This window comes from Dehalococcoidia bacterium, from assembly GCA_025054935.1.
Classification (GTDB): domain Bacteria; phylum Chloroflexota; class Dehalococcoidia; order SpSt-223; family SpSt-223; genus JANWZD01.
The window spans coordinates 59,626-78,354 of record JANWZD010000009.1 but is presented as its reverse complement, the minus strand read 5'-3'; the positions used below and the strand labels follow the sequence as shown (position 1 = coordinate 78,354).

Genomic DNA, 18,729 nt, shown 5'->3' with positions numbered 1-18,729 from the left:
ATCGAAAGGACAGTTGTGATGCGCGCGGCTAGCTGAAGAGCGGCGCGACCGCGCTCTGGATGACGGCGAAGAGCGGCGCGGGGACGACGCCGATCGCGATCGTGGCAGCGAGAAGGACAGCGAGCAGACCCCGCTCGGCGGCGGTCATGCCGAGCGCGCCCACCTTAGCCGGCGGAACGACATACAGTTGCCGGATCACCATCAGGTAGTAGTAGAGCGAGACAACGCTCGTCGTGATGCCGATCGCGACCAGCCACGTCCAGCCCGCTTGGGCGGCAGCAAGAAAGAGGGCGAATTTGGTCACGAAGCCGGCCAGCAGCGGCAGGCCCGTCAGCGAGAAGAAGGCGGCGGTGAGGGCAAAGGCGGCGAACGGCGCGCGCTCGGCGAGACCGGCGTAGTCCGCGATCTCTTCGTCGCCCGTCCGGTTCTCGACGATGACGACGACGAGAAAGGCGGCGAAAGAGGCAGCCGCATAGCCGACGAGATGAACGACGATCGCCTCGGCTGCGCCGGCGCCGAACGCCGCCAGCCCGACCAGCAGATAGCCGACTTGGCCGATGGACGAGTAGGCGAGCAGCCGCTTGATGTTGCGCTGGCGGATCGCGACCGTGTTGCCGAGGATCATCGTCGCGGTTGCGATCGCGGCGAGCGGCGCGACGACGAGCGGCAGCGCCGGCAGCAGCGCTTCCGCAACCAGCCGGAGGAGCAGTCCGAACCCGGCGGCCTTGGCGGCAACAGCGAGGAACGCCGTGATCGGCGTCGGCGCGCCCTCGTAGGCGTCCGGCGCCCACATGTGGAAGGGGACAGCGGCGACCTTGAAGCCGAGCCCGCCCAACGTCAGCACGAGCGCGGCGTTCAGCGCCGGCGAGGGCGAACTGCCGGCAAGAGCGGCGGCGATCCCGCCGTAGCTGGTCGTGCCCGCAATCCCATAGAGCAGGCTCAGCCCGTAGAGCAGCACCGCCGACGAGAGGGCGCCAAGCAGGATGTACTTCGTGCCCGCCTCGTTCGACTTCGGGTTCCACTTGCGGTAGCTGACAAGCACGTAGAGGCTGAAGTTCAGCAGTTCGAGGCCGATATAGGCTGTCAGCAGCTCGGTCGCGCCGGTCATGATGACGATGCCGAGCACGGCGAAGACGATCAGCCCGTAATACTCCCCCGCCCCCGGCAGCCGCCGGCGGGCATAGTCGACCGACATCAGGACGACCGCCGCGCCCATCAGCAGCGCCAGCACTTTGAAGAGCACAGCGAAGCGGTCGACGACGTAGAGGTCGCCGACCCTCCCGCTGACGCCCCACCAAGCGGCGCAGAAGAGCGCGAGCGCAAGCATCCCGACCGCAGCGATCCAGCCGACGAGCGGAGCGCGCCGGGAGGGAAGCAGGAGATCGGCGCTGAAGACGAGGAACGCGAGCGCGCCGATCAGCAGCTCGGGAAGCAGGAGGAGCAGCCCGTTCATTCGACGCCGCCCAAGCGCCGCACGATCGGCAGGACGCTGCTGACGATCGGGGTCAGCAGCGGCGCCGGATAAAGTCCGACCGCAATCAGGAAGAAGGCGAGGGCGGCGCCGGCGGCCACATCGAGGCGCGAGCCCTCCTGGAGGGCCGGCGACGTGCCGCGCGGCGGGCCGAAGAAGACGCGGGCGATCAGCCGCAAGATGTAGGTCGCGGTGATGGCGACGCCGACGACAGCGAGGGCGACGAACAGCCAGCCCTGCGCTTGGGCGAGGCCGCTGAAGACGAGGACCTCGGCAACAAACCCGGACAGCCCCGGCAGCCCGAGCGAGGCAAGCCCGGCGAGGATGAACAGGATGCTCACCGCCGGCATCGTCCGGATCAGCCCGCCGAAGGCGCGGATATCGCGGGTGTGCGCTTGGTCGTAGATGACGCCGACCATTGCGAAGAAGAGCGCCGTCATGATGCCGTGCGAGAACATCTGGAGCACGGCGCCGGTCGTGCCGACAAGCGAGAGCGAGGCGAGGCCCATCAGGACGTAGCCCATGTGCGACACCGAGGAGTAGCCGACGACGTACTTGAGGTCGCGCTGGGCCATCGCGCTGAGCGCCCCGTAGATCACGTTCACCGTCGCCAGCACGAGCAGTGCCGGCAGCCAGACCCGCGCGCCCTCGGGCAGCAGCGTCATCGCGATGCGCAGGATGCCGAACGCGCCCAGCTTCATCAGGACGCCGGCGTGGAGCATACTGACCGCCGTCGGCGCGGCGACATGGCCGTCCGGCGACCAGGTATGGAGCGGCCACATGCCGGCAAGCACGCCAAAGCCGATCATGAACAGCAGAAAGGCGATCGACTGCGTCGTCGGGTCGAAAGCAACCTGCTGCAGCCGGAAGAGGTCAAACGAATTGATCCCGCTGGCGGCGTAGACGATCAGCAGTCCGACCCAGATCAGGATCGAGCCGGCGACGAGCATCAGCGTCAGCTTGAGCGCGCCGTACTCCTTGTTCGTGCTGCCCCAGACGGCGATCAGCAGGTACATCGGCAGCACCGCCACCTCGTACCAGAAGAAAAAGAAGAACAGGTCGGTCGAGCAGAAGACGCCGTAGACACCGGCGACAAGGATCAGGAGGAGAGCGAAGAAGTCCTTCGGCCGGTAGTCGATCCGCCAGGAGACGAGAACGCCGGTGACAATGACGACGCCGGTCAGGAGCACCATCACGGCCGACGATCCGTCGACGGCGAGAGCGTAGTCGATGCCGAGCTGCGGCAGCCACGGCAGCCGCTCGACGAACTGGAACCCGGCCCGGCTGCTGTCGTAGCCGAGAAAGACCGCGGCGGCGGCGGCAGCGGAGATGCCGGCGGCAACGAGCGCGACGGCGCGGATCAGGCCGTGACGCTCCCTGGGCACCGCGAACAGGACGAGCGCACCGGCGAGCGGCGTCAGCGTCATCAGCGAGAGCAGCGGAATGGCCACGTCAGCGCCCCGTCCCGAGCGCGACCGCCGCGAGGAGCGCGAGGCCGGCGACGATTGCGAGGGCGTAGTTCGAGAGGTTGCCGGTCTGGAGGAGCCGCAGCGCGCCGCCGACAACCGCCGGCAGGCGGCCCGTGCCGTTCACTCCGGCGTCGTTCACCCAGCGCCGGTCGAACCAGGCAAGGAAAGCCGAAAGCGGCAGCACGACCTGCGACGTCAGCCAGCCGTAGAACGCGTCGACGTAGAAACCGCGCTCGAGCAGCGCCGCGCCCGGCAGCCGGCGGCCGAGCGGGGCGCCGCGCCGGTAGAGCGCCCAGGCCGCGCCAAGCCCGGCAAGGGCAGCCGCCGCCGACGCGCCGAGCACCAGCACATTCGGCGCCTCTTTATGGTGGGCGTGATAGTAGCTGCCGACAGCGGCGTACTGCGCCGGCGGATGGCCGGTCTCGCCGCTGAGGAAGGCAATCACGTTCGCCGCGGGACCGAAGGGAACGTAGAGCAGCCCGCCGAGCAGCAGCGCCGGCACGGCGAAGGCGGCGAGCGGCACGAGCATCACGGCAGGCGACTCGTGGGCGTGGCCATGGCTTCGGTCGGGGCCAAGAAAGACACGGAACCAGAGACGGAAGGTGTAGAAGGCGGTGAGCAGCGAGACGGCGAGAGCGGCGAGGAAGAGAAGCGCGCTGCGGTCGAGGAGGCCGAGCAGGATCTCGTCCTTCGAAAAGTAGCCGCTGGTGAGGGGGATGCCGGCGAGCGCCGCCGCGCCGACGAGCATTGTCAGCGCCGTTACCGGCAGGAGGCGCCGCAGCCCGCCCACTTGGTCGAGGCTCTGGCGCCCCGTGCCGTGGATAACTGACCCGGCGGCGAGAAACAGCAGCGCCTTGAAGGCGGCGTGGGTCGTTAGGTGGAAGATCGCGGCAGGAAGCGCGCCGACCCCCAGCGCGAGGAACATCAGCCCGAGCTGTGAGATCGTCGAGTAGGCGAGGATGCGCTTGATATCGGTCTGGACGAGCGCGAGCAGGGCGGCGCCGGCGGCGCTGAGAAGACCGACCGTGGCGACGACGGCGAGTGCCGCTGGCGCGGCCTCGAACAGCGGGAAGAGGCGGGCGACGAGATAGACGCCGGCGGTCACCATCGTCGCGGCGTGGATAAGTGCCGAGACCGGCGTCGGACCTTCCATCGCGTCCGGCAGCCAAACGTGGAGTGGAAACTGGCCGGACTTGCCGAACGCGCCGAGCAGCATCAGCAGCACTGCCGCAGTCAGGAGGCCGTCGTCGATCGCTCCCCGCTGCGCCGCCGCGATGATCTCCGGGATGTCGAAGGTGCCGGTCGCCCGGAAGAGGAGGAGGATGCCGATCAAGAGGCCGACATCGCCGACGCGGGTCGTGATGAACGCCTTTTTCGCCGCCTCAACTGCCGCTGGGCGGTCGAACCAGAAGCCGATCAAGAGGTAGGAGCAGAGCCCGACCAGTTCCCAGCAGACGTAGAGCGTCAGCAGGCTCGCCGAGAGCACGAGGCCGAGCATGGCGGCGGTGAAGAGGGCGACGACAGCGAAGAACCAGCCGAAGCGCGCCTCGCCCGCCATGTAGCCGAGCGAGTAGACTTGGATCAGCGTCGAGCAGAGCAGGACGACGCCGAGAACGAGCGCCGCGAGCGGGTCGACGATATAGGGGACGTGAAAGGCATCGTCGCCGATGGAAAACCAGACCGGGCGATAGAGGCGGGGACCGTCGGCAAAGAGCGCGCCGAGCAGCGGGAGCCAGAGCGCTGCCCCCCCCCCGGTGAGCAGGATGGCGCCCCCCGCGCCTTGGCCGGGCAGCCGCCGGCCCGCCGCCGCAATCAGGGCGAAGGCGAGCAGCGGCAGCGCCGGCAGCAGCCAGGCCCACGCGGTGGTCACCATTTCAGTTCGTCCAACTGGTCGACATCGACTGTCTGGCGGTTGCGGTGGAGCCGAAGGAGGATGCCGAGCGCCAGCCCGATCTCGGCGGCGGCGACGCAGATGATGAAGATCGCCACCACTTGGCCGGTCAGGTCGCCGCGGAAGGCGCCGAAGGCGACAAAGTTGAGCGCGACGGCGTTGAGCATCACCTCGACGGCAAGGAGGATGAGCACCGCATTCCGGCGGGCGAGGACGCCGTACAGGCCGATCGCGAAAAGGACGGCGCTCAGGCCCGCGACCGCCTCGACCGGGATCACGGGGCGTCTCCTGACCGCGAAAGGATCGCCGCGCCGATGAGCGCCACCAGCAGGACAAGCGAGACGACCTCGAACGGCAGCGCCCAGGTGGTGAACAAGGCCGTCCCGAGAACGGGCAGGTCGATGCGCTGCAGCCCTGCGTCGGGGATAGCGGGCCAGCCCGTCGCGACGATCGCCCAGCCGAGGAACGCCGCCACCGCCAGCGCGGCGACGGCCGCCAGTGGCCGCTGGCGGTTGTCCAGCCCGGGGTCGCGGCCCGTGCGGTAGAGCATCAGCGCGAACAGCAGCAGGATCGTCACCGCCCCGCCGTAGATCAGCACCTGCGCCAGCGCGAGAAAGTCCGCCAGCAGCAGCACGTAGACGCCCGCCACCGCCATCAGCGAGACGATCAGACTGACGGCGGCGTGGACGACATTGCGGGCAAGGACAACGCCGAGACTGGCGACGATCGCCACCGCCGCCACAATGCCGAAGGCGACAAGCACCCCGTCGGTGGTCACGCCGTCACCCCCTCATCGTCCCTCATCCCGTCCATGCCCGCGGCCGCAGCGCAGGAACGGGCGCGCTCACTCCTTCGCTCCGACGGGGGCCGGCGCGGCATGGGGCGACCACGTGCTATCCGGACGGCGCGTGCCGGTGAATTCGACTAGGTCGTCGAACGAGGCGACCACTTGGCCTTTGTTGTAGCGCGCCAGTTCGAAGACCGGGGTCATCTCGATCGCCTCGAACGGGCAGACATCGACGCAGATGGCGCAGTAGATGCAGCGGTAGAGGTCGATCGTGAAATCTTCGACGATGCGCTTGCGCGTGCTGCCCCGCTTGAACTTCGGGTTGTTGACCGAGGTGAGATGGATGACGCCGACCGGGCATTCGCGCATGCAGAGGCCGCAGCCGGTGCATTTCGGCTCATCCGCCTCGTTGTCCCAGATCAGGCCGGGCGCGCCGTGCGTGCGCGGCGACAGTTCCCGCCGTTCCTCAGGGTATTGAATAGTGACGGGCCGCCGGAGGGCGGTTCGCAAGGTCGTCGCGAGGCCAAGCAGCAGTCCCGAGCCGAACATCGGACCTCCTTTGTGGGCGGAGCGCGGCGGTGAACGCGGCGAGCGCGACCGCAGTGGTCGCGAGACCGCCGAGGATGACGAGCGGCGAACCGGGGCCGGGACCGCCGACAAGCACGGCGACCCCGGTCACCACGAGGTTCAGGAACGCGACCGGGATCAAGCCTTTCCAAGCGAGGCTCATCAGCTGATCAATGCGCAGGCGCGGCATCGTGCCCCGCATCCAGAAGATGATGATGACGACGGCAGAGGTCTTGATGAGGAACCAGGCGAGCGGCGGCAGCAGCGGCCCGTGCCAGCCGCCGAGAAAGAGGAGCGTCGTCAGGGCGGCAGTCGCGAAGATGCTGGCGTACTCGGCGAGGTAGAAGATCGACCAGCGCATCCCGCTGTACTCGACGAACGGCCCGCCAACCACCTCCGACTCCGCGATCGCGATGTCGAACGGGGTCCGGTTCCCCTCGGTCATGCCGCCGATCAGGAAGAGGAGAAAGGCGGGCAGCTGCGCGAAGAGGAGCGGCCACGCCGCCTGCTGTTCGACAATCTCGACGAGGTTGAGCGTGCCCGTCACCATCACGACGCCGATGACACCAATCAGCATCGGCAGCTCGTAGGAGACGAGCACCGCCGCGTAGCGCACCGCGCCGATGAGCGCGTACTTGTTGTCGGAGGCCCAGCCGGCCAGGAAGAAGCCGAGCGCGCTCACAACCGGCATCGCGACGACATAGAGCAGGCCGAACTCGAGACTGCGAACGACAAGGCCGGGCGCGAAGGGGATCGCGACGAACGGGAGAAAGATCGGGACGATGACAAGGAACGGCGCCGCTTGAAACAGGAGGCGGTCGGCGCGCGCCGGAGTGAAGTCTTCTTTCAAGAGCAGCTTCAGCGCATCGGCGACGGTCTGGAGAATGCCGTGCGGACCAACGCGCGTCGGGCCGAAGCGCTGCTGCAGCCGGCCGAGGAACTTGCGCTCGAGGAGGACCAGCACGAGCACCGAGATCGCTACGACATTGAAGACGACGAAGACGCCGATCGCCGCTCGGACCACCTCTCCAATCACCGGTCGACCTCGCCGAGAACGATGTCGATCGAGCCGAGGATGAGCACGGCATCGGCAAGGTAGCTGCCGACCAGCAGCTGCTGGATCGCGCTCAAGTTGACGAAGGAAGGACCGCGCACCTTGACGCGGTAGGGACGGCGCTCGCCGGTTGAGACAAGATAGACGCCGAGTTCGCCGCGCGGGTTTTCGGTGCGGACATAGCACTCGCCAGCCGGCGGCCGGATCAGCTTCGGGACGCTGCCCAGATAGGGACCGCCCGGAAAGTCAGCGATTGCCTGCTCAACGATACGGATTGACTGCTCGATTTCGGCCATTCGAACGAGGTAGCGGTCGTAGCAGTCGCCGACATCGCCAACAGGGATGGCGAAGTCAAACCGGTCGTAGAGCGAGTAGGGCTCGTCGCGCCGGACATCGACCGCCACGCCCGAAGCGCGCAGCATCGGACCGGAGAGGCTCCAGGCGATCGCGTCCTCGGCGCTGATGATGCCGATGCCCTTGGTGCGGGCGATAAAGATCTCGTTGCCGGTGAGCAGGCGGTTGGCGTCGTCGAGGCCGCGCTTGAGCACGGGGAGCAGCGCGCGCACATTGTCGACGAAATCGTCCGGCACATCCATGTTCAGCCCGCCCGGACGGAAATAGTTGTGCATCATCCGGGCGCCGGAGACGCTCTCAAACAGCTGCTGGATGCGCTCGCGCTCGCGGAAGCCGAACATGAAGGGGGTCATCGCGCCGGCGTCGATGCCGAACGCCCCGAAGAACATAAAGTGCGAGGCGATCCGGTTCAGTTCGCAGAGGATGATGCGGACGTACTCGGCGCGCTCCGGGACCGTCGTGCCGAGCAGCTTTTCGACCGCCATCACGAAGGCCAGTTCGTTGTTAAACGCTGAGAGGTAGTCCAGCCGGTCGAAGAGAGGAATAATCTGGCGGTAGGTCTCGACCTCGCACAGCTTTTCGCTGCCGCGGTGGAGATAGCCGATGAACGGCTCGACGCCCGTGATCCGCTCGCCGTCGACGCGCAGCAGCATCCGGAAGACGCCGTGGGTGCTCGGGTGCTGCGGCCCCATGTTGACGGCGACGTCGACGCCGTCGGCAGTGTCGTGGGCGACGATCTGCAGGCCGGGCTCGATCACTCCTCGCCCTCCTCGACCTCTTCGCTCGGCAGCGGCGCGAGAGGGTAGCTCTTGCGGAGCGGAAAGCCTTCGAACTCGTCGGGCAGAAGCAGCCGGCGCAGGTTCGGATGGCCGCGGAAGGTGATGCCGAACAGGTCGGCCGCCTCGCGCTCGTGCCAGTCGGCCCCGCGCCAGATGCCGACCACCGAGTCGACTGTCAGGTCTGGCTCGACCAGCCGCGCCTTCATTACCGCCTTCTGGCGCTCGCGGAGCGACAGCAGGTGGTAGACGACCTCAAGATAGTCGATGTAGTCCACCGCCGACAGGCAGCGCAGGTAGTCAAAGGCGAGCGCCGGGTCGTCGCGCAGGCGGCGGGCCGTTGCGGCGACCTCGTCGGGCGGCACGAAGAAGACGGCCTCGTCGAGGATGACCGCCGCCTCGACGCCAAGCCGCTCGCGCAGCAGCAGCGCCACCTCGGCAGCCGGCCGAAGCGGCGACGGCGCGACAGTGACGAGCCGCACGCTCACGCGCGCTGCCTCGCGAAGCGCGCCTCGCGGGCGATCTTCTCTTGGAGCTTGAGCACGCCGTGGAGCAGTGCTTCCGGCCGGGGCGGACAGCCGGAGACGTAGACATCGACGGGGATGATCTTGTCCACCCCCATCACGACGGAGTAGGAGCGGACGTACGGCCCGCCATCAACGGCGCAGGCGCCCATCGCGATCACCCACTTCGGGTACGGCATCTGCTCATAGAGGGTTTCGATCGCCGGCGCCATCTTGGCGACGACCGTTCCCGAGACGATCATGACATCCGACTGGCGGGGCGACGGCCAAGTGACGACGCCGAAGCGGTCGAAGTCGTGGTGCGCCATGTAGGTCGAGATCATCTCGATGGCGCAGCAGGCGAGGCCGAACTGCATCGGCCAGAGTGACGACTTCCGCGCCCACGCGACGATCGCGTCGAGGGTGGTCGTGATGATGCCGGGCGGCAGCCGCCCAAGCAGGGGGCCCGCAATCTGGTCAATCGGCCGGGGCGGACCGTCGCGCATCAGCTCCATCGCAGCACCCCTTTGCGAATGGTGTAGAGCAAGCCGAACAGCAGGATGGCGACAAAGAGCAGCATCTCGAGAAAGATCAGCAGTCCAGCGCCGGGGAAGATGACTGCCCACGGGAAGAGAAAGATCGCCTCCACGTCGAAGATCATGAACAGGATGGCGAAGAGGAAATAGCGGGCATTGATCTGGCGGGAGAAGCCGGGGGCGGGAGGCATGCCGCACTCATAGGCGGTTCCCATCCGGGCAGTGCGGACGCGCGGCGCGAGAAGGGAAGCAGCAGCGAGCGCCGCGCCGAGCAAGACGACCGGCACGCCGATCGCGAGGACAACCGCCAGATAGTCGACGGCATAGCGCTCGGTCACCGTCCCCTCCTCGCCTCGAGAGAAGCGCCCGCACGAGGCCCATTCCGGTTGCCGCGAAGCAATCATATCGGAAGTTGCGCGATCGAGCGGGAGAGACGCGGCGGCTAGCGCCTGCTGTTCAGCCGGCTGGCAAACGCTTGGAATGCGCCGGGGCCAAACAGCGCAATCACGACCTTCTCGACCGTGCCCGGTTTGCGCAGCTCCTCCTCAATGACTGGCAGCAGTGCCGCCGCCGCCGCCTCGAACGGGAGCCCGGCGCCGCCAGTGCCGAGGGCGGGAAAGGCGATGCTCCGCAGGCCGAGCTCATTGGCGCGGGCGAAGCAGCTGCGGGTGGCTGCTTGGATCGTCGCGACCGAGGGAGGAATGAGGCCGTTCGCTATGCCGCTCGTGATGGCATGGAAGACATGCTTGGCGGGGAGCTTGCCCGCGCTGGTCACGACGCATGACCCAACGCGGGCCGGGCCGGCCGCTACCGCTTCGCGCAAGACGCTTTCGCCCGCGCGGCGCAGCACGGCACCGGCAACGCCGTCGGTGACCCAGAGCTGGTCATTGTTCGGACAGACGATCGCGTCGCATTCGAGCGAGGTGATATCCCCTTGGTAGAGAACGAGCTCTTTGATGCGCGGTCGGCCGTCCTCATCGACGACGAAGGGATGGATGATGGTCGGCGCGCCGTTAGTTCGGTCGAGCGGGCGCGTACCGAGCTGATGGATGATCCAATCGGAGAGGATGAGCGTGAGATCCTGTCGGCGTTCAATGAACGAGTGGCTCGCGCCGGGCAGGCGGATCAGCTGCTTTGGCTCAACTGCGTCGCGAAAGATCGCAAGCGAGATCTCAGGGCGGCAGACCTCGTCGTTCTCGCCGTGAATGAGGAGGAGCGGCCGCGGCGCCAACTGATGAACGAGATGGGTTCCGAAGCCGTGGGGGGCGAGCGCCGCCACTGCCTTCACCTGGTCGCTGAGGACCCCCGCCATGATCGCTGCTGCGCCGCCCTGCGCGTGGCCGACGAGCACGACGCCGTCGGAACCCAAGCCGCGGAGGAAGGAGACCCCTGCCAGCACATCGAGCACGCACTCGTAGAAGTAGTGCGGCTTGCGATACCGCAGCCGGAGCGAAGAGACGCCAAGAGGAGCAAGGTCGCCCGCGAGGTCAGCGAACAGCCCCCCAGCCGGCCCGTTCATGTCGCCATTTGCGCCGCCGGCCCAGATGACGGCGGCGCGCCCATTCTCGCCAGGATGGAGGAGCGCCTGAATGTCGCCGCGGGAGGTATGGAGGGTGACGGCAACGACCCGGCCGGGCAGCTCCTGCATCTCTGCGCCGTGCAGTCGGAGAACTAGGTCGCCCTCGTTGCTCATCGCACCTCGCTGTTGAGGCAATCGTTCCCCGGGTTCCCGCCCAGTAACTCTACGCTAGGTCGCTCCTCGCCCGCCAGTGTGCTCGCCTCTCGCCGACAGAGCGTGTACGCTTGGAGAAGAGCGCAGTACGGGGGTCAACGATGGACCAGAGTCAACTTGAAGAATTCCGCCAATTGCTGCTCGCAGAGCGAAAGCGGCTCGAAATGCTGATCGCCGGCGCGCGGCGCGACATCGTCGAAGACACCAGCGAAGTGTACAACCAGGGCGGAGGGGTCGCCGCGCACTACGCTGATATCGCCACCGACCTGTACGACCGCGAGCAGGCGCTTTCGCTCGAGCACGACTTCGAGCAGCGTCTTCATGAGGTGAACCACGCTCTCTGGAAGATCGAGCAGGGCACCTACGGCTTTTCGGAGCAGAGCGGCAAACCGATCCCGGTCGAGCGGCTGCGCGCTATTCCCTGGGCGCGCTTCACCATCGAAGAGGAGCGTGAGCTGGAACGGCGACGCTCCTAGAAAGGCGCGGCGCTCAATAGAGCCAACTGAGACCGCTGACGGGATCGACTTGGAGGCCGTTGGTCAGCTTGCTGGGCGTGCCGAGGACGATCTCGCCGTCGACGCGGTCGACGGTCGCAGCCCAGATATCAAACGAGCCGTGCTGCTCGGCAATCCAGGCGAGAAACTTGCCGTCGGGCGACCAAGCAGGGGCGCGGGCCGCGCCGAGAGTAGTAAGGCGCTTCTTGTTCTTGCCTTCGAGGTCGGTCACCCAGATATCGTGCTTCTTGTCCTCGCGCGCGGTATAGGCGATCTTGTCGTCAACGGGCGACCAGCGCGGATCGTAGGCGCCTTCTGGATGCGCGGTCACCTGTGTCCAGCGGCCGGTGGCCAAAGTGTAGAGCCAGATCTGCTGAACACCGCCGCGAAAGGCGGCCAGCGCGATCGTCTTGCCGTCGGGAGACCACGTCGGGTTGTCCACCCCGCCGGCGCCTTCGCTTTGGGTCAGCCGTCGCGCACCGGTGCCGGTCGCGTTCATCAAGAACAGGCCCATATCCCAACTGTACTGGTCGCTGACATAGGCGATCTGCTTCCCGTCCGGCGACCACGTCGGGCGAAAGACCCACGTCGAGCGGTTCAAGCGGTTGTTGGTGAGCGGCTTGAAATCGCCGGTCCCGACGACATAGAGCAGGATGTCCGAATAATCCTGCTCCTTCTTGACGTAGGCGATCACGGTGCCATCCGGCGACCACGCCGGCTGCATATCCTTGCCGCCTTTTGTCAGCTGCGTCGTTACGCCGTCGGCGAGGATCCAGAGGTTGCCCTCGCGTGCGAAGGCGATCTTCCCCGGCACCTTGATCTCCGTTCCCCGCGTATCAACAACGATCTGGGGGAGCGGCGTGCCGGGCGCGCCTGTCCGCCCGGGCGTCAGCCGCGCGAGATACTGGCAGCCGGAGCCAGCGATCAGGAGGGCGAGTGCGAGACCAAGTCGGAGAGAGACGGTCATGCGGCTCCTTCGGGAGTGCAACGGTCGTTCGCGGCTCCCACAAGCTCGGTCAGGGTTGTCACCCCTTCGCGCTCGCAGAAGTCGCGCAGCCCCTCGATCACGGCGACCATCGTGCCAGGCTCGGTGAAGGTCATCGTTCCAACCTGCACCGCCGTCGCGCCTGCCATGATAAATTCGAGCGCATCGGCCGCGCTGGCGATGCCGCCGCAGCCGACGATCGGCACGTTGACGACTTGGGCGACTTGGTAGGTCAGGCGGACGGCGAGCGGCCGGATCGCCGGGCCGGAGAGGCCGGCAAAGACGTTCGAAAAGACCGGGCGGCGCCGCTTCGGGTCGATTGCCATGCCGAGCCAAGTGTTGGCAACGACAAGACAATCCGCTCCTGCCGCCACGGTCGCCTGCGCGACCGCGAGCGGGTCGGGAGCGTTCGGCGACAGCTTGACAAGCAGGGGAAGCTGTGTCCGTCGGCGCACGGCTGCGGTCAGTTCGGCGGCCATCCGCGCGTCGTGCCCAAAGAGCATCCCGCCCTCGACATTGGGGCAGCTGATATTCAGCTCGAAGCCCGCAACGCCTGGCAGTCCGTCCAGCCGCTCGACAACGGCGCAGAAATCGCCCACCCGCTCGCCGACGACGTTGACAATCACCGGCACCCGCCAGCGCGCCCACAGCGGTGCTTTCTCGGCGGCAACGCGCTCAACCCCGATCCCCTGCAGGCCGATCGAGTTGAGCAGCCCCGCTGGGGTCTCGAAGAGGCGGGGGAGCGGATTGCCGTGGCGCGGCGCCGGCCCAACCGCCTTGCTCACGATCGCGCCGAGCCGCTCCCGGTCGATCAGGTCCTCGTACTCTGTGCCGTAGCCGAAGGTGCCCGAAGCGGCGATGACCGGGTTGGCCAGCCGCAGCCGCGGGGTGAGGTCGACCGCAAGGTTCACCATGTGAGCGCCCACAGGTCGAACACTGGTCCAGCAACACAGGAGGGAACAGGTCCCTCGGTCGTGAAGACGACACAGCCGAGACAAGCGCCGACGCCGCAGGCCATTCGCTCTTCGACGATCACTTGGACCGGCGTCCGCAACTGCCGGCGCGCTAGGGCTGCGCGCGCATCGGCAAGCAGGCGGCGCGAGCCGGCAAGGAACGCTTGATCGGCCCAGCCGATCAGATCGGCGACGCCTTCGCTGGCGCGGCCGCGCCGTCCCGCTGTTCCATCATGAGTAAACACCACGACCTCGGCCGCGGCGGGGAGCCGCTCGACGGGATAGAGCGCAGCTGCCGAGGGTGCTTCGACAACGACCCGCACCTCGCACCCGGCAGCAACTGCCTCTTCTCCAAGGGCAACCATCGGCGCGATTCCCAGCCCCTCAGCGACGATCAAGAGGCGGCGGGCGGTTTTCTCCCGAGAGAACCCTTTTCCGAGCGGACCGATGAGATCGATGCCATCGCCCGGCCGGCGCGCAGCAAGCCAGTCTGTCCAGCGTTTCCCGCTGCCGACGAGAAAACCGACCGCGCCATCGGAGCGCGCGGTGTGATGGAGCGAGAGACCGCGCCGCAGCAAGGGGTCGAAGCTGTCGCCGCAGCGCGCCAGCACGAATTGGCCGCTTGTCATCGTAGCCAGCGCAGGAGCCGTCAGCCAGAGGATCGTTCCCGCCGAGCCCAACGGCTCGACCGCTACCACTTGACCGACAAATTGCTGCATGCTCTCCCGCTCGGCGATGGGGCGGATCATAGCGGCGCGCTTCCGGCGGCCGCAAGAATGTCAGCACCCGGCCATCTGGTAGACTTTGGCCGCCGTCTCCATCTCAGGGGACACCCTGTCCCGCGGAGGGTTGGGTGGACGTACAGATTGTCGGCGCCTATCAAACCGAGAGCGCCGGTCGGCGCGCGACCACCTTTCTTGTCGATGGTCGGGTCGCGATCGATGCAGGCTGTCTCGCGGCGGCGCTGAGCCGCGAGCAGCAGCGCGCCCTTGAGGCGGTTGTGCTGACGCACTACCACTACGACCATATCCGCGATTTTCCCTCCGTCGCGTTCAGCCGCTGGGGATACCCTCCGCTGCCGGTCTATTGCCTGCCTGAGGTGCGCGCCGTGCTGCGCTCGGCATTCTTCAACGGCGTGATCTGGCCGCAGCTGGATGAGCTTCCCAGCAGCGAGGCGCCCGCCGTCCGCTTTTGGGAGCTTGCGCCCTACCAGCCGGTCGAGGTCGCGGGGTATCGCCTGACGCCAGCCCCGGCAAATCACTCGGCGCCGACGGTCGGCGTGCTGATCGAACGCGACGGCCGTTCGCTCTTCTACACGAGCGATACTCACGGGAGCGTCCCCGGCTTGTGGGAGCGGGTCCGGCCGGACCTGCTGCTCGTCGAGGTGACCTTCCCGAACCGCCTCGATGCCGCTGCCGTGAACGCGAAGCATCTGACCCCGCGTCGGCTCGGCGCGGAGCTCGAAGCGTTCCGCGCCATCCACGGCACGCTTCCGCGCGTGGTCGCCATCCACCGGAACGCCGATTACGACGACGAGATTGTGCGGGAACTGGCCGCGCTCGCTGCCGAGCTTGGCGCAACGATCGAGGCGCCCGAAGACGGCCAGCGGTACGTCGTGTGACCGCGCTGCCGATCGGCCGAACCGGGGAAGACGCCCTGGAGGTGGCGGTGGGAGCGGCGCGGGCAGCGGGCCGCGTCATCCTCGAGCGGCGCCCGCGCGCCGTCGCGGTGCACCAGCACGGCCGCGCAAACGTCACCACGGACGCTGACCTCGCCGCCGAAGCAGCAATCCTCGATCGGCTCCGGGCAGCATTCCCGGATCATGACGTGCTCTCCGAGGAAGCCGGTGCCTTCGGCAGCTCCGGGCGGCTGCGCTGGGTGATCGACCCCCTCGACGGCACCTTCAACTATGCCTTGGGAATCCCGCTCTTCAGCGTCTCGGTAGCGCTCGTGCTTGACGGCCGGCCGTTGGTGGGGGTGGTCTACGACCCGTGCCATGAGGAGGTGTTCGCTGCCGCCGCCGGCCGCGGCGCCACGCTGAACGGACAGCCGATCCGCAGCGCGAGCGGACGCAGCTTCCGCGACGCCGTGATCGGGTATGACCTCGGCTATCACGACGAGCGGGCGCGCCGCGCGATCGCGATCGAGCAGCATCTTTGGGGCCAGGTCCAACTGTTCCGCTGCCTCGGGTCGGCGGCGCTCGGCCTCGCCTATACAGCGGCTGGTCGGTTCGACCTCTACTTTCATCATTTTCTCGCGCCGTGGGATTTCGCGGCGGCCTGGCTGCTGATCGAAGAGGCCGGCGGCGTGGTGCGCGAGCAGGGCGGCGCGCCGCTCACGCTCCGCTCGCGTTCGATCCTCGCCGGCAATCCGGACCATGTGACCGCCTTCGTCGCTGCGACCGAGGGTCTGGGCCCGCTGCCTGCGTGACGCCGGTCAGGCTGCGACGAGATCGATCAGGAAATCGAGGGTAGCGGCGTGAGGCGCTTCTGGGCGGTGAGGGGCCCAGAGCGCAACGAAATCGACGAGCTCGAGCCAGGCAGCAAGCTGACGGCGGCAGTCGTCTGGCCGGCCGACAATGGCGACGGTGCGGGCAAACTCGTCAGACAGCTCGGCCACTGCCCCGGCGGGGTCGCCGGCACGCAGCCGCGCCTGCGCGCGGCGCGTCTCCGCCTCGAAGCCGTCGTCGCGCCAGACCGGGTAGAAGTACTCGGCGACAAGGTGGCCGAGCAAGCCCCACTTGACCCCCTGGAGCGCCGTCCGCTCGTCGGGGTCGGCAACGCAGCAGACCATCGCGCCGAGGCTGAGGGCCGACCGTTCGCGCCCGGCGCGTCGCGCGCCTTCCATCACTGCCGGGAGAGCGCAGTCGCGCAGGTAGCGCTGCGAGAGCAGGACATCGAAGATCACGCCATCGGCAACCTCGCCGGCGAGGCGGTTCATCTGGAGGCCGACCGTGCCGAGGACGATCGGCGGGGCAGGATGGCGGCTGCTCCGGTGATAGCGGCGCACCCGGAAATGCTGCCCCTCGAAGGTGAACGGCCGCTCAGGTCCCGACTCAAAGACCCCCCGGATCACGGCGATATATTCGCGCATCCGGCCGACCGGGCGGTCGAAGGGGATGCCCCACCAGTCTTCATTCCACTGCTTTGGGCCTGCCCCCAAGCCAAGGGTGAAGCGGCCGTCACACACTGCGGCCAGCTGGAGCGCGGCGTTAGCAGTGATCACTGGCGGGCGGTGCCACACCGCGACCGCAGTGCCGAGGCGGATCTTGGTCGTCGCGAGCGCATAGGCGGTGAGCGGGCTGAACGCATCGCCGCCGTCGCCGCACCAGAGACTGTGCAGCCCGGCGCGGTCAGCGCGCCGCGCCGTCTCGACGAGGTCGCGGAGGGGGCGCCCCGCCATCATCAGCCCGACGCGGGAATGCAGCATCTTGGCCTCCTAGGCGCCGAAGGTGTCGATGAGCGCCCGTCGGTTGCCGGCGACCTCGTCGTCGGCTGCGCCGAAGGGAGGAGCGAGCAGGACGACGATATCGAGCAGGGCGAGCCAGCGCGCGGCCTGCTGGCGCGCTTCGTCGGGCGTGCCGCAGATCCCGACCGTCGCCGCGAAGTCGTCGCTAATCGCGTCGAGCGCGCCCTCGATGTCGCGCGCGCGCAGCTTCTCGCGAGCGGCGAGCGCCTCCGCCTCGAACCCGGCGGCTCGCCAGACCGGGTAGAAGTAGTCGTTTTCGAGATGCCCGGCGATCGCGCGCTTGACGAAGCGCCGCGCCGCGCGCCGGTCGGCGCTGACCGCTGCCGGCACCATCGCCGCGAGGCAGACCTGCTCCCGCGTCCTCCCTGCCCGAGCGAGCCCAGCATCGACTGCGGGAATGGCGACCGCGGTCAGGTAGCTGGGCGGCAGGCAGACGTCGAAAAGAACGCCGTCGGCCACTTGGCCCGCGAGGCGGTTCATCTGCGGCCCGACCGTGCCAAGATAGATCGGCGGGACGACCGGGGCGGCGACGCGACGGCGGTAGTTGCGGACCTGAAAGACCTTCCCCGCATAGTTCAGGACGCCGTGCTGAAGCGAGAGCGCGCCCCGGACGATCTCGACATACTCCTTCATCCGAGTGATCGGCCGGTCGAAGGAGATGCCCCACCAGTCTTCGTTCCAGTCGCGCGGGCCGGCGCCGAGGCCGAGAATGAAGCGACCGCCGGAAATGCGGCTGAGCTGACCAGCAGCTTGCGCCGCGACGATCGGAGGGCGATGCCAGACGGCAACGCCTGCGCCAAGACGAATGCGCTGAGTGGCGAGGGCGTAGGCGGTCAGCAGGGAGAAGACGTCGCCGCCGCCGTCGCCGGACCACACGCTGTGGAAGCCTGCCGCTTCAGCGGCGCGCGCCGACGCAATCAGTTCGTCGATCGGCTGGCGGCCGCTCAGCATCAGGCCGAGGCGCGAAGGGAAGCGGGGGAACATCCTCCTCCGTGAGCGTCCGACGGCTGGTCAGACGCTTCTGCCTTATCGTAGCAGGCGCGCGGAATGGATGATGGAACACGCAAGGCTCTCCTATACTTCTGAGCGAGCGAGACGATCCGCGCCCTCGGAGCCGCACCATGGCTGTCCTTGAGATTCGCCGGTTCGGGGACCCGATTCTCCGGCAGGTCTGCAAAAAGATCACGGTGATTGACGAGCCGATCCAGCGGCTGATCGACGACATGATCGAAACGATGCGCGTCAATCGGGGCGTCGGCCTCGCAGCGCCGCAAGTCGGCGTGCCGATCCGGCTGACGGTCATCGAGCTGCGCGATGGCCGCGAGCCCTATGTGCTGATCAACCCCGAGATCGTGAAGCGGCGTGGCAAGCGGATCGTCACCGAGGGCTGTCTCAGCCTCCCCGGCTGGTTTGGCGACGTAGTGCGATCGGAGAGCATCGTCTTTCGCGCCCGCGACCGGCACGGCCGAGAGTACAAGATGAGCGCGACAGACCTGCTTGCCCAAGCGGTGGAGCATGAAGTCGACCACTTGAATGGGATCCTCTTCACCGACCCCGGCCGACTCGTCAGCACCGACACGCTGCACAAGGTGCCGCTGCGCGACGACGCGCCAGAGGAGGCGGAGGAGCCGGAAGCTACGCCGGTCGTCTAGAACGATGGGCGTCGATGCGCTGAAGCGGGCACCGTCA

Annotated in this window: 21 protein-coding genes; 4 read left to right on the top strand and 17 right to left on the bottom strand. The window is 67.7% G+C overall.

Going from position 1 to position 18,729, the window contains the following annotated elements:
* Positions 1 to 28: 28 nt before the first annotated feature.
* The 12 genes from NZ773_10815 to NZ773_10760 all read right to left on the bottom strand — a co-directional run bounded on the left by NZ773_10815 (position 29) and on the right by NZ773_10760 (position 11,101).
* Positions 29 to 1,453: an NADH-quinone oxidoreductase subunit N gene (locus NZ773_10815; GenBank protein MCS6802415.1), complete on the bottom strand. Its 1,425-nt coding sequence runs from the start codon at positions 1,451 to 1,453 to the stop codon at positions 29 to 31.
* On the bottom strand, positions 1,450 to 2,922 hold the full coding sequence (locus NZ773_10810; protein ID MCS6802414.1) for an NADH-quinone oxidoreductase subunit M: 1,473 nt from the start codon (positions 2,920 to 2,922) through the stop codon (positions 1,450 to 1,452). Before NZ773_10810 ends, NZ773_10815 begins: the two co-directional genes overlap by 4 nt.
* A gap of 1 nt (position 2,923) precedes the next feature.
* Positions 2,924 to 4,813 (bottom strand): NADH-quinone oxidoreductase subunit L, encoded by a 1,890-nt coding sequence (nuoL, locus tag NZ773_10805; protein MCS6802413.1) that lies wholly within the window; start codon positions 4,811 to 4,813, stop codon positions 2,924 to 2,926.
* Positions 4,807 to 5,109, bottom strand: a complete 303-nt coding sequence (gene nuoK, locus NZ773_10800; protein MCS6802412.1) for an NADH-quinone oxidoreductase subunit NuoK — start codon at positions 5,107 to 5,109, stop codon at positions 4,807 to 4,809. The genes nuoL and nuoK overlap by 7 nt, the downstream gene beginning before the upstream one ends.
* Positions 5,106 to 5,609, bottom strand: a complete 504-nt coding sequence (locus tag NZ773_10795) for an NADH-quinone oxidoreductase subunit J (protein ID MCS6802411.1) — start codon at positions 5,607 to 5,609, stop codon at positions 5,106 to 5,108. Before NZ773_10795 ends, nuoK begins: the two co-directional genes overlap by 4 nt.
* Positions 5,610 to 5,675: 66 nt before the next feature.
* Entirely contained in the window at positions 5,676 to 6,167 is a 492-nt protein-coding gene (locus NZ773_10790) for a 4Fe-4S dicluster domain-containing protein (protein MCS6802410.1), read from the bottom strand.
* Positions 6,085 to 7,221 carry an NADH-quinone oxidoreductase subunit NuoH gene (gene nuoH, locus NZ773_10785; GenBank protein ID MCS6802409.1) on the bottom strand — a complete coding sequence of 379 codons (1,137 nt, stop codon included), beginning with the start codon at positions 7,219 to 7,221 and terminating at the stop codon, positions 6,085 to 6,087. The genes NZ773_10790 and nuoH overlap by 83 nt, the downstream gene beginning before the upstream one ends.
* On the bottom strand, positions 7,218 to 8,285 hold the full coding sequence (locus tag NZ773_10780) for an NADH-quinone oxidoreductase subunit D (protein ID MCS6802408.1): 1,068 nt from the start codon (positions 8,283 to 8,285) through the stop codon (positions 7,218 to 7,220). The genes nuoH and NZ773_10780 overlap by 4 nt, the downstream gene beginning before the upstream one ends.
* 62 nt (positions 8,286 to 8,347) lie before the next feature.
* A complete protein-coding gene (locus tag NZ773_10775) occupies positions 8,348 to 8,857 on the bottom strand; it encodes an NADH-quinone oxidoreductase subunit C (GenBank protein MCS6802407.1) in 510 nt (169 codons plus the stop codon).
* Positions 8,854 to 9,387 carry an NADH-quinone oxidoreductase subunit B gene (locus NZ773_10770; GenBank protein ID MCS6802406.1) on the bottom strand — a complete coding sequence of 178 codons (534 nt, stop codon included), beginning with the start codon at positions 9,385 to 9,387 and terminating at the stop codon, positions 8,854 to 8,856. The genes NZ773_10775 and NZ773_10770 overlap by 4 nt, the downstream gene beginning before the upstream one ends.
* Complete coding sequence (locus NZ773_10765) at positions 9,378 to 9,746, bottom strand: NADH-quinone oxidoreductase subunit A (GenBank protein ID MCS6802405.1); 369 nt, start codon at positions 9,744 to 9,746, stop codon at positions 9,378 to 9,380. Before NZ773_10765 ends, NZ773_10770 begins: the two co-directional genes overlap by 10 nt.
* Positions 9,747 to 9,850: 104 nt before the next feature.
* A complete protein-coding gene (locus tag NZ773_10760) occupies positions 9,851 to 11,101 on the bottom strand; it encodes a macro domain-containing protein (protein ID MCS6802404.1) in 1,251 nt (416 codons plus the stop codon).
* 140 nt (positions 11,102 to 11,241) lie between these two features.
* Here NZ773_10760 and NZ773_10755 point away from each other — a divergent pair, with 140 nt between their 5' ends.
* The gene (locus tag NZ773_10755; GenBank protein MCS6802403.1) at positions 11,242 to 11,616 is read left to right on the top strand and encodes a hypothetical protein; all 375 of its coding nucleotides are present in this window, start codon (positions 11,242 to 11,244) and stop codon (positions 11,614 to 11,616) included.
* A 13-nt stretch (positions 11,617 to 11,629) separates the two neighbouring features.
* Here NZ773_10755 and NZ773_10750 read toward each other — a convergent pair whose 3' ends face one another.
* The 3 genes from NZ773_10750 to NZ773_10740 are packed head-to-tail and all read right to left on the bottom strand — an operon-like array spanning position 11,630 to position 14,321.
* The gene (locus tag NZ773_10750; GenBank protein MCS6802402.1) at positions 11,630 to 12,601 is read right to left on the bottom strand and encodes a DPP IV N-terminal domain-containing protein; all 972 of its coding nucleotides are present in this window, start codon (positions 12,599 to 12,601) and stop codon (positions 11,630 to 11,632) included.
* Positions 12,598 to 13,533 carry a dihydroorotate dehydrogenase gene (locus NZ773_10745; protein ID MCS6802401.1) on the bottom strand — a complete coding sequence of 312 codons (936 nt, stop codon included), beginning with the start codon at positions 13,531 to 13,533 and terminating at the stop codon, positions 12,598 to 12,600. The genes NZ773_10750 and NZ773_10745 overlap by 4 nt, the downstream gene beginning before the upstream one ends.
* A complete protein-coding gene (locus NZ773_10740; GenBank protein ID MCS6802400.1) occupies positions 13,527 to 14,321 on the bottom strand; it encodes a hypothetical protein in 795 nt (264 codons plus the stop codon). Before NZ773_10740 ends, NZ773_10745 begins: the two co-directional genes overlap by 7 nt.
* Positions 14,322 to 14,425: 104 nt before the next feature.
* Between NZ773_10740 and NZ773_10735 the strand changes: the two genes are divergently transcribed.
* Both NZ773_10735 and NZ773_10730 read left to right on the top strand, forming a co-directional pair.
* The gene (locus NZ773_10735) at positions 14,426 to 15,193 is read left to right on the top strand and encodes an MBL fold metallo-hydrolase (protein ID MCS6802399.1); all 768 of its coding nucleotides are present in this window, start codon (positions 14,426 to 14,428) and stop codon (positions 15,191 to 15,193) included.
* Positions 15,190 to 16,002: an inositol monophosphatase gene (locus NZ773_10730; GenBank protein MCS6802398.1), complete on the top strand. Its 813-nt coding sequence runs from the start codon at positions 15,190 to 15,192 to the stop codon at positions 16,000 to 16,002. The genes NZ773_10735 and NZ773_10730 overlap by 4 nt, the downstream gene beginning before the upstream one ends.
* Positions 16,003 to 16,008: 6 nt before the next feature.
* Here the strand turns inward: NZ773_10730 and NZ773_10725 are convergent, their stop codons facing one another.
* Positions 16,009 to 17,001 carry an LLM class flavin-dependent oxidoreductase gene (locus NZ773_10725; protein MCS6802397.1) on the bottom strand — a complete coding sequence of 331 codons (993 nt, stop codon included), beginning with the start codon at positions 16,999 to 17,001 and terminating at the stop codon, positions 16,009 to 16,011.
* A 9-nt stretch (positions 17,002 to 17,010) separates the two neighbouring features.
* Positions 17,011 to 18,024, bottom strand: a complete 1,014-nt coding sequence (locus tag NZ773_10720; protein MCS6802396.1) for an LLM class flavin-dependent oxidoreductase — start codon at positions 18,022 to 18,024, stop codon at positions 17,011 to 17,013.
* Between the two features lie 137 nt (positions 18,025 to 18,161).
* On the opposite strand from NZ773_10720, the gene def reads away from it, so the two are divergent.
* A complete protein-coding gene (gene def, locus NZ773_10715; GenBank protein MCS6802395.1) occupies positions 18,162 to 18,692 on the top strand; it encodes a peptide deformylase in 531 nt (176 codons plus the stop codon).
* The last annotated feature ends 37 nt before the right edge of the window (positions 18,693 to 18,729 follow it).

Bases quoted from the DNA above. Each gene is read 5' to 3' on its own strand.
- NZ773_10815 (MCS6802415.1), bottom strand. From the start codon at position 1,453: ATGAACGGGCTGCTCCTCCTGCTTCCCGAGCTGCTGATCGGCGCGCTC.
- nuoL (MCS6802413.1), bottom strand. From the start codon at position 4,813: ATGGTGACCACCGCGTGGGCCTGGCTGCTGCCGGCGCTGCCGCTGCTC.
- NZ773_10790 (MCS6802410.1), bottom strand. From the start codon at position 6,167: ATGTTCGGCTCGGGACTGCTGCTTGGCCTCGCGACGACCTTGCGAACC.
- NZ773_10780 (MCS6802408.1), bottom strand. From the start codon at position 8,285: ATGGGGCCGCAGCACCCGAGCACCCACGGCGTCTTCCGGATGCTGCTG.
- NZ773_10770 (MCS6802406.1), bottom strand. From the start codon at position 9,387: ATGGAGCTGATGCGCGACGGTCCGCCCCGGCCGATTGACCAGATTGCG.
- NZ773_10760 (MCS6802404.1), bottom strand. From the start codon at position 11,101: ATGAGCAACGAGGGCGACCTAGTTCTCCGACTGCACGGCGCAGAGATG.
- NZ773_10755 (MCS6802403.1), top strand. From the start codon at position 11,242: ATGGACCAGAGTCAACTTGAAGAATTCCGCCAATTGCTGCTCGCAGAG.
- NZ773_10750 (MCS6802402.1), bottom strand. From the start codon at position 12,601: ATGACCGTCTCTCTCCGACTTGGTCTCGCACTCGCCCTCCTGATCGCT.
- NZ773_10745 (MCS6802401.1), bottom strand. From the start codon at position 13,533: ATGGTGAACCTTGCGGTCGACCTCACCCCGCGGCTGCGGCTGGCCAAC.
- NZ773_10740 (MCS6802400.1), bottom strand. From the start codon at position 14,321: ATGATCCGCCCCATCGCCGAGCGGGAGAGCATGCAGCAATTTGTCGGT.
- NZ773_10725 (MCS6802397.1), bottom strand. From the start codon at position 17,001: ATGCTGCATTCCCGCGTCGGGCTGATGATGGCGGGGCGCCCCCTCCGC.
- NZ773_10720 (MCS6802396.1), bottom strand. From the start codon at position 18,024: ATGTTCCCCCGCTTCCCTTCGCGCCTCGGCCTGATGCTGAGCGGCCGC.
- def (MCS6802395.1), top strand. From the start codon at position 18,162: ATGGCTGTCCTTGAGATTCGCCGGTTCGGGGACCCGATTCTCCGGCAG.